Genomic DNA, 17,169 nt, shown 5'->3' with positions numbered 1-17,169 from the left:
GAATATATGAAAAAGTTTATAAGTATATCATTATTTATATCTGCCTGCTTTCTAGGAAGTTGTAGTTCTTACGACGACGAACGAATTTGGCAGGACCTCAACGAAATAGAAAAAACGATTGGAGATTATGAAGCTCAAACCGAAACATTGACTGCACAAATGGCCTCACTGTCCAAAGTGCTCGGAAGTTCGTTTATCACTTTAATCAGTCAGGATGCTGATGGTAACTACATAATATCTTACAGCGACGGTGGTGGGGAAACCCACACCGTTACCATCGCCACCCAAGGAGATGTTATCAAATTCCCAATCATCACAGCAAAGCAAGATAGTGACGGTAAATTCTACTGGGCACAGACTACTGATAAGGGGAAGACTTACACATTCATCCTTGACGGTGACGGAAAGAAATTCCCGATTGGCGGAACGATGCCTGACGTTAAAATAAACGAGAATGGTTACTGGAGTGTGAACGGTAGTAGTACCGGTGTATTGGCTAATGATTTAAGTAATATGTTATTCAAATCAGCCTATATCGATGATAAAACAGGAGAAGCCGTATTTATTCTGGCAGACGGTCAGGAATTGCGGATGAGTTTGCAGGAAGCACTCAGCATCCGCTTCAACAGTCCGGTATACAACGCAGTAACAGACTATACCACTCCCGTAAGTATCCCATACGAAATATATGGTACACAGTCGGAAAATGCATATGTAGACTTGTTTACTGCCTACAATATGGAAGTCAAAATAGACAAGATCTCTTCCACCCTTATCGCCACCATGAAAGAAGGGGCAACTGAAGGGAATATCCTGTTACTGGCAAGTGCTGGTAATAATACCGTATTGAAACCGATATACTTCACATATGGTACTGCTATTCTGGACGAACCAATATATCAAGGTCATGTAGGACCTATCCAACTTAAAGGTACACAAATGAATATTGAGATGCAAATATCTGCGAACATATCCTATCAAGTCAATACAGAAAATGAGTGGATCACCTACAACGGGACCCGCGCACTGGTTACAACCACACACGCTTTCACCATTCTGGCCAATGAAACAGGCGACGAACGTACCGGAAAAATAACATTCTCCAACTCGCTGTATAATATTTCTTCAAGCATTGATGTGATACAGGAAGCAAAAGAAGTGGAAGCTAAGGGAGGAATCAGTACGGCCACTGATTTGGTTAACTTTGCGAAAGCCGTTAATAATGGAACAAATACTTCCCGTTGGCAGAATGATGCCGGAGAAGTAGTTTTGCTGAATGACATTGATATGTCATCCGTGACCAGCTGGACACCGATAGGCGACATAGATGCTTCCAACTATACAACTGCCGAACCTTACGTTTCCGTACATCCGTTTACCGGAACCTTCAACGGACAAGGTTACGCCATCAAGAATCTGAATTGCAGTGCAGATATAACGAACGGAGGGCTGGCATACGGCCTGTTCGGTTCAATAGAAAACGCAACGGTCAAGAATTTGGCTTTAGGAGATGCTGGTACCACTACTATTTGGATCATGAGCGGAACAGCACCTAAATATACTGTTATCGCTCCTCTTGTTTGCTTCGCCAAAAATTCAGTAATAGAGGGCTGTACTAACTATTATAATATCGACTTCACAGCCGATAATAAATCTGGAGAATTTAACGCACTTTCCGGTCTGGTAGGTGCTATTATAAATACGACGATCGGAGGAGAATCCAAAGCACAAGGTTGTGCCAACAGAGGATTTGTCCGCACAGGACACATCAGTAATACAGGCAATGGAGGTACGGGCATGCAGACTGCCGGAATCTGCGCCTTCATGGCTAAAGCAGAAGGTGGCAAACTGAATTACTGTACTAACTATGGTGATATTAGTTGTCCGAGTGGAAGAACAGGCGGAATTGTAGCAACACTGATGTATGGCAACATTTACAACTGCGACAATAGAGGAACCATCGAAGATGATAAGGTAGGACAATTCGAAGGTAAAGAAGCGAGCATAACCTACAATTACAAACGTATGGGTGGAATTGTGGGAGGTACGGATGACCTGAAAACGAAACCAGAATGTACAGTAGAGTCCTGCACAAATTATGGAAATGTCATGACTCACCTAAGTGTCCGCACCGGAGGTATCATCGGTCACTCCAACATACAGATTATCGGCTGTGTAAACAAAGGGGCTGTTCTGGGAGATGTATTTACCGAAGGAAATGGAACCAACAGACATGGTCCGGGGTGGTTATGTGGTTATTCGGGTGCTTCTACTGCAACCTGGACTAATTGCAAAGCTTGTGTATGCGGAGGTTATGTCGGTGATTACAGCAAGTATAAGGACGATCCCACTTCTGCACCGGATGCCACCAACGAGAATGCATTCTGCCATGCAAACCAGAATTTCGATCCCAGTATTAATTTCTAAAAGACACAAGATATGAAAAGAATATATTTTTTCTGTTCGTTGCTTCTTTCCCTCCTGCTAACCAGTTGTGGGGATTATGACGACTCCGCGATTCAGAATAAGCTCAATGATTTCAAAGAGCGAATAACTGCTCTTCAAACAAAAGCGAATAAACTCAACGAAGATATTTCAAAGCTGAGCTATCTGACGGAAGGAAATGTTATCACCTCCGTTACCCGGAACTCGGATGGACAATATGTCATTACCTACAAAGATAGCAATAATGAAGAAAAAGCAGTCGTCGTAGCAACCCAGGAAGATGTAATAGAAGCTCCGATACTAGGTGTACGCCTCAGCGATGATGACCAATTGTATTATTGGACTACAACCATTGACAATGAAACAAACTGGCTCACTGATGATGCCGGGAAAAAAGTCCCAGTCTGCGGCTATACCCCCGAAATGGGGGTAAACGCCGACGGTTACTGGACAGTCAACGGTGAAGTCCTTAAAGATAGCAAAGGCACTCCTATTACAGCTACCACCGACGCGACTGCCATTTTTAAGAATATATCCAAAACTGACGATGGATATCTCAATATCACATTGGGTAACGGAGAAACCCTTACATTGGAAGTATTCAATTCACTGAATCTCAAGTTGAAAGCTGAAGCGGTTACCAAGGTGACTGACCTTGCCAGTCCTCTGAAAATTGAATATGAAGTGACGGGAACATCAGCAGGAGACGCGATAATTACTATTGCTCAGGCAGTAAACGTTAAAGCAACACTCGACAAAGAGACTCATACTCTTACAGTGACATTCGAGAATGATTTTGACGAAGGCCATGTCATCATCACAGCCTACGATCTTCAACATCTTGTGCTTCGCCCTCTTTTATTCAAAAAGAATTAATCCTTAAAATGATATGAATATGAAAAAAAGAATTTTATTCGCCGGACTTCTGCTCTTGCTGACTCTAAGCACTTTTGCAGCCACTCCTGTCACTTCGGGCAAGACAAATGCGCAAAAGATAGTAGAAGCCATCCACAACCCGAAAACAGACTATGTAGTAGTAGTGTCTCACCGGGGAGACTGGAGAGATTACCCGGAAAACTCGATCCCCGCCATTGAATCAATTATCCGAATGGGAGTTGATGTTATGGAACTGGATCTGAAGCTAACAGCCGACAGTGTACTTGTCCTCTGCCACGACGGTACCATTGACCGGACTACTACAGGAAAAGGCAGAGTCAGCGACGTAACTTACGATTATATCAAAAACTGTTTCCTGAAAACTGGACATAACTGCCCTACCAAATACAAGATGCCGACTTTAAAAGAAGCATTGGCTGTTTGCAAAGACCGTATAGTGGTTAATATAGACCAAGGGTATCAATATTATGATTTAGTGATGGCTATTACAGAAGAACTGGGAGTCACAGAACAAATCCTGATTAAAGGCAAAAAACCGGTAGATTTTGTAGATGCACAGGCAAAGAAGTATAAGCACGCTATGATGTACATGCCCATTATTGATATTAACAAACCAAGCGGACAGGAATTATTCCGCCAATATATGGACAAAAAAATCGTCCCTTTGGCTTATGAAGTATGCTGGCAACAAGAAACTCCGGAAGTAAGAAAATGTATGAAGGATATCCTTGCCCAAGGTTCCAAAATCTGGGTAAACACCCTTTGGGCCTCGCTCTGCGGAGGTGAAGAAGCTGGTATATACGATGACTACGCTTTTGAACACGGGGCAGAAGTTTACCAAAAGGTGCTAGATTTCGGTACATCCATCATACAAACGGACCGACCAGAGTTATTAATCAGCTACCTGAAGAAAATCGGACGCCACGATTAGCCTCTCGAAGTTATTACTCTATTTATCAGATAAAGAAACATGAGAAATTTTATATTGCTCCTTCTGACTTCACTATATTAAATAAAAACAAGTGCTTATGAATATGAGATCAGATTAAGAATACGAATCTATCCCCAATAGAATATCTTATTCAGAAATAATCAACATAATATACTCACAGATAAAGAAAAAAAATGCATTTTTGTACTTTAAACAAATACGCTATGAAGATAACTAACGACATATTAAAAGATTATTTCTACGATAAGTGTTCTCACGAGGAAGAAATAGAAATCCAAAAGTGGTTGACAGAAAATGACAATAACCTGATGGACCAGAGTTTCCGTGAGATTATCTCTGAAATTCAAATAGAGGACCGTGAGTTATCTCAAAAAGCCTTTCAGAAATTTCAAAAAGCTATTCAACCCAAACAGGTTCGCATACTACGCCCAAGGCTTCAGCACTCAATCCGCTGGATGCAGCGTGTAGCAGCCGTCCTTTTTATACCACTTTTGTTTTTAGCCGGATATTTACTTCTTGACAAGAAGGCAAATACACACTGGAATGATATCACCGTACCACACGGTATGCATCAAACACTCACTCTTTCGGATGGAACGAAGCTCCACGTCAATTCAGGCACGCGGGTTATTTATCCTTCCGACTTCACAGAAGATAAAAGAGAAATCTTTGTCAGTGGAGAGCTCTTTGCCGATGTGGCAAAGGACCCGGACAAGGCTTTTATCATTTCTGCCGGTGACGTCCATGTGCAGGTACTGGGTACAAAGTTCAATCTCCGTGCCTACGAGAATATTGAGACGGTAGAAGTCGCACTCGTAGAAGGTTCGGTACTGTTCAAAACTCCGACTCATCCTAATGAGATTCTGAAAAAAGGAGAAATGATCCAGTACAACCGTGCCTCACAGAAAATTGTTCGTGAAACATTCCTTGCCAATCTGTACAAGTGTCCGTCAAAAAGCGAAGGATTCTATTTCAGTAATCTTCCCCTTAGTGATATTGTGAAGGAACTGGAATATTATTTCGATACCAGAATCATCATATTAGATCAAAAGTTAAGCGACAACACGTACATTGCTTATTTCACTAACGGGGAAACTCTTGACGAGATTTTATCCAATCTCAATACAGACGGACAAATGTCCATAACCCGGAGTCAGGAAGTAATCATGATTACTTCTGCAACTCCATAAATTTAGCAGTAGTATAACCTGATATGAAGCAAACTAATATTTATAAAAAATATATATCGACAATCTGGTTTGCTTGTGTGATGATATTTTTCTCTCAACCTATTCTAGCACAAGACATAACCTTACAATTAAAGAATGTTACTGTAAAAGAAGCGATAGAAGCTTTACATAAGACCAAGAATTATTCAGTTGTAATCAAATCTTCCGAGATCAACATGAGTAAGAAGGTGTCAATCAATGCCAATAATGCGCCTATCAAGGTCGTTTTGGATCAGATATTCGTGGGACAGAATGTTAGCTATACCATCAACAGACATAGCATCATCATCAGTAAAAAGTCCGATACCAGCCAGCAAAAGTCCGATGAGAAAAAGAAGCAGACAATCACCGGGGTTGTCTATGACGAAGAAGGAAATCCCGTTATCGGTGCTTCGGTGATGAACAAAGAAACCGCACAGGGAGCAATTACCGACTTGGATGGAAAGTTCTCTCTGGAGACTTCCATTCCTTCGACTATTGATATTTCGTATGTAGGCTATGAGGTAGCGACAGTTCATGTAAAAGACGGTCAGACTAAGACAATCCGTCTGGTACCTTCCAGTCTGATGATTGACGAAGTAGTTGTAGTGGGCTATGGTAGCCAACGCAGAAGTAATCTGACAGGTGCTGTATCCACCATTTCAAGCAAAGAACTGAACAACCGCCCGGTAGTATCTGCCGCCAATGCATTACAAGGAGCCGATCCGTCTGTAAATCTGACTTTCGGCACCGGTTCTCCCGAGTCCGGCTATTCATTAAACATTCGCGGAGGGATCTCTGTCAATGGCGGTACGCCATTAGTACTTTGCGACGGTGTAGAAGTTCCACTGAACCAAGTCAATGCAAATGACATCGAGTCGATTTCCGTATTGAAAGATGCATCTTCATGTGCCATTTATGGAGCAAAGGCCTCTGCAGGTGTGGTACTTATCACCACCAAATCGGGAAGTGCTGCAACAAAAGGAAAAGCCAAAATCAGCTACAACGGTCGATTTGGATGGACACAGAACACGACTTCCACTGATTTTATCCGTACCGGATACGATTATGTCACTTTCGCCAACAAGTTCTACCATGCATACAATGGCGTGAATATGTACTTGTACGAAGATGAAGAGCTCCAGAAACTCTATGACCGCCGGAATGATATGACTGAGAATCCGGAACGTCCATGGGTGGAAATCGGAGAAGACGGGAAATATTATTATTATGGAAATACGGACTGGTATGGATACTTCTACAATCGTACCCGCCCACAGATGGAACACAATGTCTCTATCACCGGAGGTGGCGAAAAGGTGAATTACTATATCAGTGGACGTTACTACCAGCAATATGGTATGTTCAACATCGACAAAGACCTTTATAAGGATTATTCGTTCCGTGCCAAAATGGATGCTCAACTAAACAAATGGATCAAATGGTCGACAAATATCGGACTGGATAATAACAATTACAATTATAACGGTACTTCCAACTACGCAATGACTATTGCCCGCCTAGAATCAAATATCAGTCCCTCATTCGTCCCCTTCAATCCGGATGGAACGATTGTGCAATATACCAACCAACTTTATGCCAACTCTCCCTTGGGAGCCGGTGACGGCGGATACCTAACGTCACGAAGAGGTCATAACAGCAAATCCAGAACACTCTTGTCCGTTGTCAATCAGATTGACATTACGTTACTACAGGGACTGACTCTGACCGCCAACTACAGTTACCAACAAAGAAAGCAATTGTACCGTTATCGCAACAATTCATTTGAGTATTCACGCAGTCAGGGAGTGACACAAACTTTCACTTCCGGAAGTATCTTTAATAATTATGAGGAAGACGAATCTTTCCCTGTTACTCACATGTTGAACTATTATGCAACATTTGAACATTCATGGGCAAAGAAACACAATCTTAAAATAGTGGCAGGTAGCCAGTATGAGACTTACCGCAATGTCAACAAAAACACTTCTATGACTAACCTGTCCAATGATAACCTCGACTCCTTCTCGGCAGTAACTCCTGAAAGTGTACTTACCGTATCACAAGATATCAGCGCCTATAAAACGCTTGGTTTCTTCGGCCGTATCAATTATGATTACATGGGTAAATACCTGCTCGAAGTATCCTGTCGTGCCGATGGTTCTTCCCGGTTCGCAGAAGGAGACAGATGGGGAGTTTTCCCTTCAGTATCTGCCGGATGGAGAATCTCCGAAGAGAACTTTTTCAAACCGGTAAGCGACTGGTGGAGCAGCCTGAAGTTACGCGCATCCGTCGGTAGCCTGGGGAACCAGCAGGTAGATTATTACGCTTATCTGCAGACAATCACTTCGGACAATCAGTTCAGCTATACTTTCGACGGAGAAGGCAAAGCATATTACGCAAAGATTTCCAACCCGATTTCTTCCGGACTGACTTGGGAAACCGTTACAACCTACAATGTCGGATTGGATATGTCATTCCTTAGAAACCGTTTAAGTATGAGTGCCGACTATTACGTTCGTAAAACAACAGATATGCTAACTACTTCATTGACGTTACCGGATGTATACGGTGCTTCCACCCCAAAAGCCAACTGTGCCGACTTACGGACAAACGGATGGGAATTATCCGTTTCATGGAACGACTCGTTCAAAGTGGCCAATAAACCTTTCAGGTATGGAATACAAGCTACATTGGGAGATTACCAACGGACAATCACCAAATACAATAATCCGGACAAACTGATCTCCGACCATTATGTAGGCAAGAAGATGGGAGAAATCTGGGGATACCATGTAGACGGATTGTTCAAAACAGATAAGGAAGCAGCAGAATATCAGGCAAAGATCAATGACAAAGTCGTGAACGGACGTGTTTATAGCAGTAAGGTCGACGGTTATCTGCGTGCCGGTGACGTACGCTTTGCTGACTTAAACGGTGACAATGTGATTGGGGCCGGAGCTGGAACAGTAGACGATCCTGGTGATAAACAAATCATTGGAAACACAACTCCCAGATACAGTTATTCTTTCCGTCTGGATGCGAGCTGGAACGGTTTCGACGTATCCGCTTTCTTCCAGGGAATTGGTAAAAGAGACTGGTACCCATCTTATAGTACCACCTCACAGGGAGCAAATTCATTCTGGGGACCATATTCTTTCCCTTCTACCTCATTTGTAGAAAAATCATTTCCGGAAGACTGCTGGACAGAAGACAACAGAAATGCTTTCTTCCCACGTATCAGAGGTTATCAATCCTATTCAGGCGGTTCACTCGGCACCGTAAACGACCGATATATACAGAATATCGCTTATCTGCGTTTCAAGAATCTCTCTATTGGATATACACTGCCTATCAGTAAACGTATTTTTGAAAAGGTTCGTGTTTACGTATCGGGAGAAAATCTATACTATTGGTCGCCTCTGAAGAAGCATAACAAAACTATCGACCCGGAATTGGCAATCTCCAGTAGCACTTACTCATCCAACACGGGTTCGGGATATGCTTACCCGCGTGTTTACACTGTTGGAGTAGATATAACTTTTTAATTAATGACTAATCAGATATAGTATGAAAGCTATCAACAAAATAATAATTCTGGGAATGGCCGTAGCCCTATTCAATAGCTGTGACCTGACACTCCTACCGGAAAATGCAGTGACACCAGAGAATTACTTTCAAAACAAATCCGATCTGGAATTATGGACCAATCAATTTTATACCTTACTGGACGAGCCAGATGCTTCAGCCGGTACAAATGCAGATGATATGATCGACAAAGGCATGGGACAGGTAATTGAAGGAACCCGTTCGGCTGCCAGCGAAACCGGATGGTCATGGACCAAACTCCGCCACATTAATTACTTCCTGCAACATTCTTCCAACTGTGATGATGAAACCGCCCGCAATCAATATAATGGAGTGGCCCAATTCTTCAGAGCTTATTTCTATTTCGTAAAGGTACGCCGTTATGGAGATGTACCCTGGTACGATCAAGTGCTGGGTTCGGAAGATCAGGAATTATTAGTCAAAGCCAGGGATTCCCGCGAGTTTGTGATGAATCAAGTACTCAAAGATTTCCAAGATGCCGCTACCAGTTTGCCGACCAAAAGCACAGAAACTCGGAACACAAGAGTCACTAAATGGGCGGCATTGGCATTTGCCAGTCAAGCTGCACTTTATGAAGGGACTTATCGGAAATACCATGGACTGGATAATTATGAGAAATACCTGGAAATTGCAGCAAGCACTGCCCGGCAGTTTATTGACGAAAGCGGCTTCAGCCTGTATAAAGAAGGAACGGAACCTTACAGAGATATGTTCTGTGCCGACAACGCCAAAACCACAGAAGTCGTACTGGCAAGAGCTTATAACTTCGAAGGTTTGCAATTATCACACTCCGTACAATTCAGCATCGCTAACCTGCAAATGGGATTTACCCGCCGGTTTATGAATCACTACCTGATGGCGGACGGAACACGTTTCACTGATAAACAAGGATATGAAACAATGTTTTACACAGACGAGGTGAAAAACCGCGATCCACGCCTGCAACAAACCGTACTTTGTCCGAACTATATCCAAAAAGGAGAAACAACCGTGACCGCCAATGACTTAACTGCTTATTGCGGCTACAGACCTATCAAATTTGTAGGTACCAAAGATCATGACGGAGCCGCTAAAAGTACCTCCGATTGGCCTTTGATGCGAGCAGCGGAAGTCTACCTGAATTATGCCGAAGCCAAAGCCGAACTGGGAACACTCAAACAAGAAGACCTGGATATCTCTATCAATAAAATTCGAGAACGGGCTAAAATGCCGGATCTGAATCTTACGGATGCCAACAGTAACCCTGATCCTTATCTGGCAGCTTGCTATCCGAATGTTGAGCAGGGAACGAATAAGGGCGTCATTCTCGAAATCCGTCGCGAACGTACAATTGAACTAGTAATGGAAGGGTTGAGACAATGGGATTTATTCCGTTGGAAAGAAGGTAAACAAATGTTCAATCATTACGTACCTTACTACGGTATTTATGTTCCCGGAGTAGGAACATACGATATGGATGGTGACGGGAAGCCTGATCTGGAAATCTACGAAACCACAGCGACCTCCCAATGTGATAATAAAAAGAAACTGGATAAGGATATCTATCTCTCCAACGGAACATCCGGTTATATTATCGGATTCCCCAAAGTTACTTATGGCAAAGACTGGAAAGAGGAAAGAGACTACTTATGGCCTATCCCTGCTGACCAGCGCGTACTTACACAAGGCATTCTAACCCAAAATCCGGGTTGGGAAGATGGACTAAGCTACTAACTAACTCTTTATTTATTTCTTCATCAGAAGGTGTATCGGAAGATAATCGATACACCTTCCCATTACTATCGCCTTTCACTAGGCTATCAAATCCTACCACCATGTTAAAACAACTTATCAAATTTTATCACATCAGCACTCCTGCGACTCCTCTTAAAAAAGACAAGAAAAAACTTAAAAGATTGCAGTGGGCTACCTTTCTTTCCGCCACAGCCGGATATGGTATTTATTATGTCTGTCGGCTAAGCCTGAATGTAGTAAAGAAACCGATTGTTGAAGAAGGAATCTTTTCAGAAACAGAGCTCGGTATTATCGGAGCAGTGTTATTTTTCACCTATGCTATCGGAAAATTCACTAACGGATTTCTGGCAGACCGCAGCAATATCAGGCGTTTCATGTCCACCGGACTGCTAATTACAGCCCTGGCAAACTTATGCCTAGGATTCACCCACTCTTTCATTCTATTCGCCATATTATGGGGAATCAGCGGATGGTTTCAGTCAATGGGGACTGCTTCTTGCGTAGTCGGATTATCCCGTTGGTTTGAAAATAAGAAACGGGGATCGTTCTATGGCTTCTGGTCGGCAAGCCACAACATCGGGGAAGCAATGACTTTCATTATTGTCGCCTCCATTGTCAGTGCTTTAGGATGGAGATACGGTTTCATTGGAGCCGGAAGTATCGGAATAATCGGGGCATTAATCGTCTGGAGATTCTTTCATGATTCTCCGGAAAGTGAAGGGCTGCCTGCCGTCAATCATCCACAAATGCAAAGTGAAACAGGTGATGCTGCCGATTTCAACAAGGCACAACGGCAAGCTCTAATGATGCCCGCAATTTGGATACTTGCCATTTCGAGTGCATTGATGTACGTCAGCCGCTATGCCGTAAACAGCTGGGGAGTCTTCTATCTGGAAACCCAGAAAGGATATTCTACACTGGACGCCAGTTTTATCATTTCTATCGGTTCGGTTTGTGGAATTATCGGTACAATGTTTTCCGGTGTCATCTCCGACAAGTTTTTCAGTGGGCGCAGAAATGCTCCTGCACTCATCTTCGGTCTGATGAATGTAATGGCACTTTGTCTGTTTCTATTAGTTCCGGGTGTCCACTTTTGGGTAGACGCGTTATCCATGGTACTGTTCGGTACTGCGATCGGAGTACTCCTCTGTTTCTTGGGCGGATTGATGGCAGTTGACATTGCTCCCCGGAACGCTTCAGGTGCAGCATTAGGAATCGTAGGTATTGCCAGTTACATCGGGGCAGGTATACAGGATATTATGAGCGGTATTCTCATAGGAGGGCATAAAAGCATTGTCGATGGCAAAGAAATCTATGACTTTTCTTATATCAATATTTTTTGGATCGGAGCCGCATTACTCTCCGTCTTTTTTGCTTTATTGGTATGGAATGTGAAATCAAAGGATTAACAGAACTGTCAGTATCATAAAAAACGTGAGTTCTTTTCGTCCTCATATGAATTTATTTCGTATTTTTGCGTGGACATCCCCTTTTTTGATGTTCAGGAAGATAATTTGTTGTTAAAGCAAAGCGAAGATTGATATATGAGTGACGAAATCAACGAGATAACGGAAGGACATTCAGACTACAAACCGGCGGACACGCGGGACGAAAACGTAAAGCATCAGTTAACAGGCATGTACCAGAATTGGTTTCTGGACTATGCTTCATACGTTATACTGGAACGTGCCGTGCCTCATATCAATGACGGTTTAAAGCCTGTGCAACGACGTATTTTACATTCAATGAAACGTCTGGACGACGGACGGTATAATAAAGTGGCTAACATTGTGGGACACACCATGCAGTTCCACCCTCACGGTGATGCTTCTATCGGAGATGCCCTGGTACAGTTGGGACAGAAAGACCTGTTGATCGATTGTCAGGGTAACTGGGGTAATATCCTCACCGGAGACGGCGCAGCTGCTCCCCGTTATATCGAAGCACGCTTGTCCAAGTTTGCGCTGGATGTTGTCTTCAATCCCAAAACTACCGAATGGAAACTTTCTTATGACGGACGAAACAAGGAACCGGTCACTCTTCCTGTGAAATTCCCGTTATTATTAGCACAGGGAGTGGAAGGTATCGCCGTGGGACTTTCTTCAAAAATTTTACCACACAATTTCAACGAACTTTGTGATGCCTCTATCAGCTATTTACGCGGAGAGGAATTCCAACTATATCCTGATTTCCAGACAGGAGGCTCTATCGATGTAGCCAAATACAACGACGGAGAGCGTGGCGGAGCCGTGAAAGTACGTGCCAAGATCAACAAGATTGATAATAAAACGCTTGCTATCACAGAAATTCCATACGGAAAGACGACTTCGACAGTGATCGACTCTATCCTGAAAGCTGTTGATAAAGGAAAGATCAAAATTCGTAAGGTAGACGACAATACGGCTGCCAACGTAGAAATATTAGTGCACCTCGCACCCGGCACCTCATCAGATAAAACGATTGATGCTCTGTACGCTTTCACTGACTGTGAAGTAAGTATCTCGCCCAACTGCTGTATTATCGATGACAGTAAGCCACATTTCCTCACTGTGAGCAAAGTCCTGAAAAAGTCGGCAGACAATACGATGGATTTGCTGAAGCAGGAGCTGGAAATCAAGAAAGGAGAAATTCTGGAATCCCTGCATTTCTCTTCTCTCGAAAAGATATTTATCGAAGAACGCATCTATAAGGATAAAGAGTTCGAGCAATCCAAAGACATGGATGCAGCCTGTGCACATATCGACGAACGTCTGACACCTTACTATCCGACATTTATCCGTGAAGTTACGAAAGAAGATATTCTCAAGTTGATGGAAATCAAAATGGGGCGTATCCTGAAATTCAACTCAGACAAAGCAGATGAACTGATCGCCAAGATGAAAGAGGAAATTGCCGAGATTGATAACCACCTGGCTCACATCGTGGATTATACCGTCAACTGGTATCAGATGCTGAAGAACAAATACGGCAAGAATTTCCCGCGCCACACGGAATTGCGAAACTTCGACACCATCGAAGCAGCCAAAGTAGTAGAAGCAAACGAGAAACTCTATATCAACCGTGAAGAAGGATTTATCGGAACGACCTTGAAGAAAGATGAGTTCGTAGCCTGCTGTTCGGATATCGACGATGTCATTATCTTCTTCCGTGATGGTAAATATATCGTCACCCCCGTTGCCGATAAGAAATTTGTCGGTAAGAACGTTCTTTATGTCAATGTATTCAAGAAGAACGATAAACGTACAATCTACAACGTAGCCTACCGCGACGGAAAAGAAGGAACGACCTACGTAAAACGTTTCGCCGTAACTTCCGTGGTCCGCGACCGCGAATATGATGTGACACTGGGAACTCCCGATTCACGAATTACCTATTTCAGTGCCAACCCGAACGGAGAAGCCGAAATTATCAAAGTGACATTGAAGCCGAACCCGCGTGTACGCCGCATCATCTTCGAGCATGACTTCAGCGAAGTCAGTATCAAGGGACGCCAGGCACGGGGGATAATTCTCACCCGCTTGCCGGTACACAAAATATCCTTGAAACAGAAAGGCGGCTCTACTCTCGGTGGACGTAAAGTCTGGTTCGACCGTGACATACTTCGCCTCAACTATGATGGACGCGGCGAATACCTGGGAGAATTCCAAAGTGACGACTCCATACTGGTTGTACTGAACAATGGTGATTTCTACACCACCAACTTCGATTTGAGCAATCACTACGAAGACAATGTGAGCATCGTTGAGAAATTCGATCCCCATAAGGTATGGACCGCTGCACTTTATGATGCCGATCAACAGAATTACCCGTACCTGAAACGTTTCTGCTTCGAGGCCTCCAACCGCAAACAGAACTATCTGGGAGAGAATAAGAATAACCGTCTCATCTTGCTGACCGATGAGTACTATCCGCGTCTGGAAGTTATATTTGGCGGACACGACAGCTTCCGTGATCCGTTGGATATCGATGCAGATGAATTCATAGCTGTCAAAGGGTTCAAAGCCAAAGGAAAACGCATCACGACCTATACCGTGGATACGATCAACGAACTTGAACCGACCCGCTTCCCCGAACCTGAACAAGAGCAGCAGGAAAGCCCGGAAGAGGAACCGGAAAATCTGGACCCGGACAGTGATAAGAGCGAAGGCGATATTATTGATGAGATCACCGGGCAGATGAAATTATTCTGATGAAGAAAAAACTAATATATCTGGGGCTGACAGGATGCATCCTGTTCGCCCTTTGCACCAGATTACAAGCGCAGATTGACAGTCTGCAAACCCATCGGTATGTAACACGTGCCACCATGTACGGTGTAGGATTTACCAACGTATTCGACACCTATCTTTCACCGCAGGAATACAAAGGAATTGACTTCCGTATTTCCCGCGAGACGATTCGGATGACTAAGTTATTCGATGGAAATGTGTCTGTGCAGAATTTCTTTCAGGCAGACATCGGTTATACCCATAACCGTGCCGATAACAATAACACCTTCTCCGGATTAGTCAACTGGAATTACGGATTACACTACCAGTTTCGACTGACGGAGAATTTCAAATTATTAGCCGGAGGATTGATAGATGCCAACGGAGGCTTTGTCTATAATCTCCGGAACACCAACAATCCGGCATCCGCACGGGCATACGTCAATTTGGATGCTTCCGGAATGGCTATCTGGCATTTGAAAATCAAACGGTACCCGATGGTATTACGCTATCAAGTCAATCTACCGGTGATGGGAGTAATGTTCTCACCGCACTACGGACAATCTTACTACGAGATATTCTCTCTGGGAAATTCGAGTGGAGTGATAAAGTTCACCTCCCTGCACAACCAGCCTTCACTGCGGCAGATGCTCTCGGTCGACTTACCGATAGGATATACAAAAATGCGATTCAGCTATCTGGCTGATTTGCAACAATCCAATGTAAACAATATCAAGACACATACCTACTCGCACGTATTCATGGTAGGATTTGTGAAAGACCTATACCGTATCCGAAACAAAAAAGGAACAGCTTTGCCTTCATCGGTCAGAGCCTACTAAGAGAACAAAATTTAATGTTGAAACTTCAAGTGAGATCAATTAAGAATGAGAAATAAGATTAGACAAATGCTTTGGCTGCTCTGCTGTCTTCCGGTATTGACCGGTTGCATCGGAGAAGAAGACTACGCCAATGATCCTGTAGGAAACTTCGAACAACTATGGAAGATCATCGACGAACAGTATTGTTTTCTGGAAGCAAAAGGTATTGACTGGGATGCCGTTCACGACAAATATAGCCCACTGATTATTCCGACAATGTCTAATGACGACCTGTTCGACATCCTAAGCCAGATGCTATACATTTTAAAAGACGGACATGTCAATCTATCCTCTGCCAAACGTACTTCTTTCTACGATGAATGGTATCAGGGTTACGACTGGAACTACCGGGAAGATATTCTCTATCAAACTTATCTGGGCAGTGCCAGCACAGGATACTATACATCCGCCGGTTTAAAGTATAAAATATTCGATAATAATATAGGATATATTCGTTATGAAAGTTTCAGTTCCGGAGTGGGCGATGGCAACTTGGATGAAGTTCTCCTCTACCTGGCCACCTGCAACGGATTAATCATCGATGTACGTGATAACGGAGGCGGAAACCTGACCAACTCCACCCGCATTGCCGCCCGGTTTACCAACGAGAAAACACTTACCGGATATATACAGCACAAAACCGGACCGGGACATAATGATTTCTCCAAGATGGAGCCGATCTATCTGGAACCATCCAACAGCATCCGGTGGCAGAAGAAAGTAATCATTCTGACCAATCGTCGTTGTTATAGTGCCACCAATGATTTTGTGAATGCGATGCGCAGCTTAAACAAGGACAACGAAGAGAAAAGAATCATCCAGTTAGGTGACTGGACCGGAGGTGGTTCGGGACTTCCCTTCTCATCGGAATTACCTAATGGATGGAGCGTCCGTTTCTCCGCCAGTCCGCATTTCGACAAAAACAAGCAACCCTTGGAAGAAGGTATTGAGCCGGACATTGCCATCAATATGTCTGAATCAGATCAACTTAAGCACAAAGACACTCTGATTGAAAAAGCATTCGAAATCTTAAGTGAATAACTTTATTGTCGAATTATTTGCCAAATCAGAAAATCTTCCTATCTTTGCACCGCTAAACAAAAAAGCTACACATGCGGATGTGGCGTAATTGGTAGCCGCGCCAGACTTAGGATCTGGTGCCGTGAGGCGTGTAGGTTCGAGTCCTATCATCCGCACCAAAAATAAACTATAAGCCTTCAAGATACTATCTTGGA

Annotated in this window: 10 protein-coding genes and 1 tRNA gene; all 11 read left to right on the top strand. The window is 43.5% G+C overall.

The annotated features are described in order from the left end of the window. Positions 1 to 6 precede the first annotated feature (6 nt). The 11 genes from HMPREF9010_RS0124500 to HMPREF9010_RS10865 all read left to right on the top strand — a co-directional run bounded on the left by HMPREF9010_RS0124500 (position 7) and on the right by HMPREF9010_RS10865 (position 17,133). Positions 7 to 2,427, top strand: coding sequence for a PL29 family lyase N-terminal domain-containing protein (locus HMPREF9010_RS0124500; RefSeq protein WP_225483921.1), 2,421 nt, complete (start codon positions 7 to 9; stop codon positions 2,425 to 2,427). Positions 2,428 to 2,439: 12 nt separating this feature from the next. Then, positions 2,440 to 3,321 carry a PL29 family lyase N-terminal domain-containing protein gene (locus HMPREF9010_RS10820; protein WP_004309598.1) on the top strand — a complete coding sequence of 294 codons (882 nt, stop codon included), beginning with the start codon at positions 2,440 to 2,442 and terminating at the stop codon, positions 3,319 to 3,321. A 13-nt stretch (positions 3,322 to 3,334) separates the two neighbouring features. Further along, complete coding sequence (locus HMPREF9010_RS10825) at positions 3,335 to 4,273, top strand: glycerophosphodiester phosphodiesterase family protein (RefSeq protein ID WP_004309597.1); 939 nt, start codon at positions 3,335 to 3,337, stop codon at positions 4,271 to 4,273. Positions 4,274 to 4,497: 224 nt separating this feature from the next. Beyond that, positions 4,498 to 5,484, top strand: coding sequence for a FecR family protein (locus HMPREF9010_RS10830; protein ID WP_008649436.1), 987 nt, complete (start codon positions 4,498 to 4,500; stop codon positions 5,482 to 5,484). A gap of 23 nt (positions 5,485 to 5,507) precedes the next feature. Further along, positions 5,508 to 9,050 carry a TonB-dependent receptor gene (locus HMPREF9010_RS10835; protein WP_004309595.1) on the top strand — a complete coding sequence of 1,181 codons (3,543 nt, stop codon included), beginning with the start codon at positions 5,508 to 5,510 and terminating at the stop codon, positions 9,048 to 9,050. A gap of 22 nt (positions 9,051 to 9,072) precedes the next feature. After that, positions 9,073 to 10,824: a RagB/SusD family nutrient uptake outer membrane protein gene (locus HMPREF9010_RS10840; protein ID WP_004309594.1), complete on the top strand. Its 1,752-nt coding sequence runs from the start codon at positions 9,073 to 9,075 to the stop codon at positions 10,822 to 10,824. 101 nt (positions 10,825 to 10,925) lie between these two features. Then, on the top strand, positions 10,926 to 12,254 hold the full coding sequence (locus HMPREF9010_RS10845) for an MFS transporter (protein WP_004309593.1): 1,329 nt from the start codon (positions 10,926 to 10,928) through the stop codon (positions 12,252 to 12,254). A 135-nt stretch (positions 12,255 to 12,389) separates the two neighbouring features. Then, positions 12,390 to 15,035: a DNA gyrase/topoisomerase IV subunit A gene (locus HMPREF9010_RS10850; RefSeq protein ID WP_004309592.1), complete on the top strand. Its 2,646-nt coding sequence runs from the start codon at positions 12,390 to 12,392 to the stop codon at positions 15,033 to 15,035. Then, on the top strand, positions 15,035 to 15,895 hold the full coding sequence (locus HMPREF9010_RS10855) for a DUF3316 domain-containing protein (protein ID WP_008642868.1): 861 nt from the start codon (positions 15,035 to 15,037) through the stop codon (positions 15,893 to 15,895). Before HMPREF9010_RS10850 ends, HMPREF9010_RS10855 begins: the two co-directional genes overlap by 1 nt. Positions 15,896 to 15,940: 45 nt before the next feature. Next, complete coding sequence (locus HMPREF9010_RS10860; protein ID WP_008649432.1) at positions 15,941 to 16,975, top strand: S41 family peptidase; 1,035 nt, start codon at positions 15,941 to 15,943, stop codon at positions 16,973 to 16,975. 73 nt (positions 16,976 to 17,048) lie between these two features. Continuing rightward, positions 17,049 to 17,133, top strand: a tRNA-Leu gene (locus HMPREF9010_RS10865). The last annotated feature ends 36 nt before the right edge of the window (positions 17,134 to 17,169 follow it).

Source organism: Bacteroides sp. 3_1_23, assembly GCF_000162555.1.
GTDB lineage: Bacteria > Bacteroidota > Bacteroidia > Bacteroidales > Bacteroidaceae > Bacteroides > Bacteroides ovatus.
This window is presented reverse-complemented; position numbering and strand designations above follow the sequence as displayed.

Excerpts from the sequence above, each read along its gene's own strand:
- HMPREF9010_RS10860 (WP_008649432.1), top strand. The coding sequence starts at position 15,941 with ATGAGAAATAAGATTAGACAAATGCTTTGGCTGCTCTGCTGTCTTCCG.
- HMPREF9010_RS10820 (WP_004309598.1), top strand. The coding sequence starts at position 2,440 with ATGAAAAGAATATATTTTTTCTGTTCGTTGCTTCTTTCCCTCCTGCTA.
- HMPREF9010_RS10845 (WP_004309593.1), top strand. The coding sequence starts at position 10,926 with ATGTTAAAACAACTTATCAAATTTTATCACATCAGCACTCCTGCGACT.
- HMPREF9010_RS10830 (WP_008649436.1), top strand. The coding sequence starts at position 4,498 with ATGAAGATAACTAACGACATATTAAAAGATTATTTCTACGATAAGTGT.
- HMPREF9010_RS10840 (WP_004309594.1), top strand. The coding sequence starts at position 9,073 with ATGAAAGCTATCAACAAAATAATAATTCTGGGAATGGCCGTAGCCCTA.
- HMPREF9010_RS10855 (WP_008642868.1), top strand. The coding sequence starts at position 15,035 with ATGAAGAAAAAACTAATATATCTGGGGCTGACAGGATGCATCCTGTTC.
- HMPREF9010_RS10825 (WP_004309597.1), top strand. The coding sequence starts at position 3,335 with ATGAATATGAAAAAAAGAATTTTATTCGCCGGACTTCTGCTCTTGCTG.
- HMPREF9010_RS10835 (WP_004309595.1), top strand. The coding sequence starts at position 5,508 with ATGAAGCAAACTAATATTTATAAAAAATATATATCGACAATCTGGTTT.
- HMPREF9010_RS10850 (WP_004309592.1), top strand. The coding sequence starts at position 12,390 with ATGAGTGACGAAATCAACGAGATAACGGAAGGACATTCAGACTACAAA.
- HMPREF9010_RS0124500 (WP_225483921.1), top strand. The coding sequence starts at position 7 with ATGAAAAAGTTTATAAGTATATCATTATTTATATCTGCCTGCTTTCTA.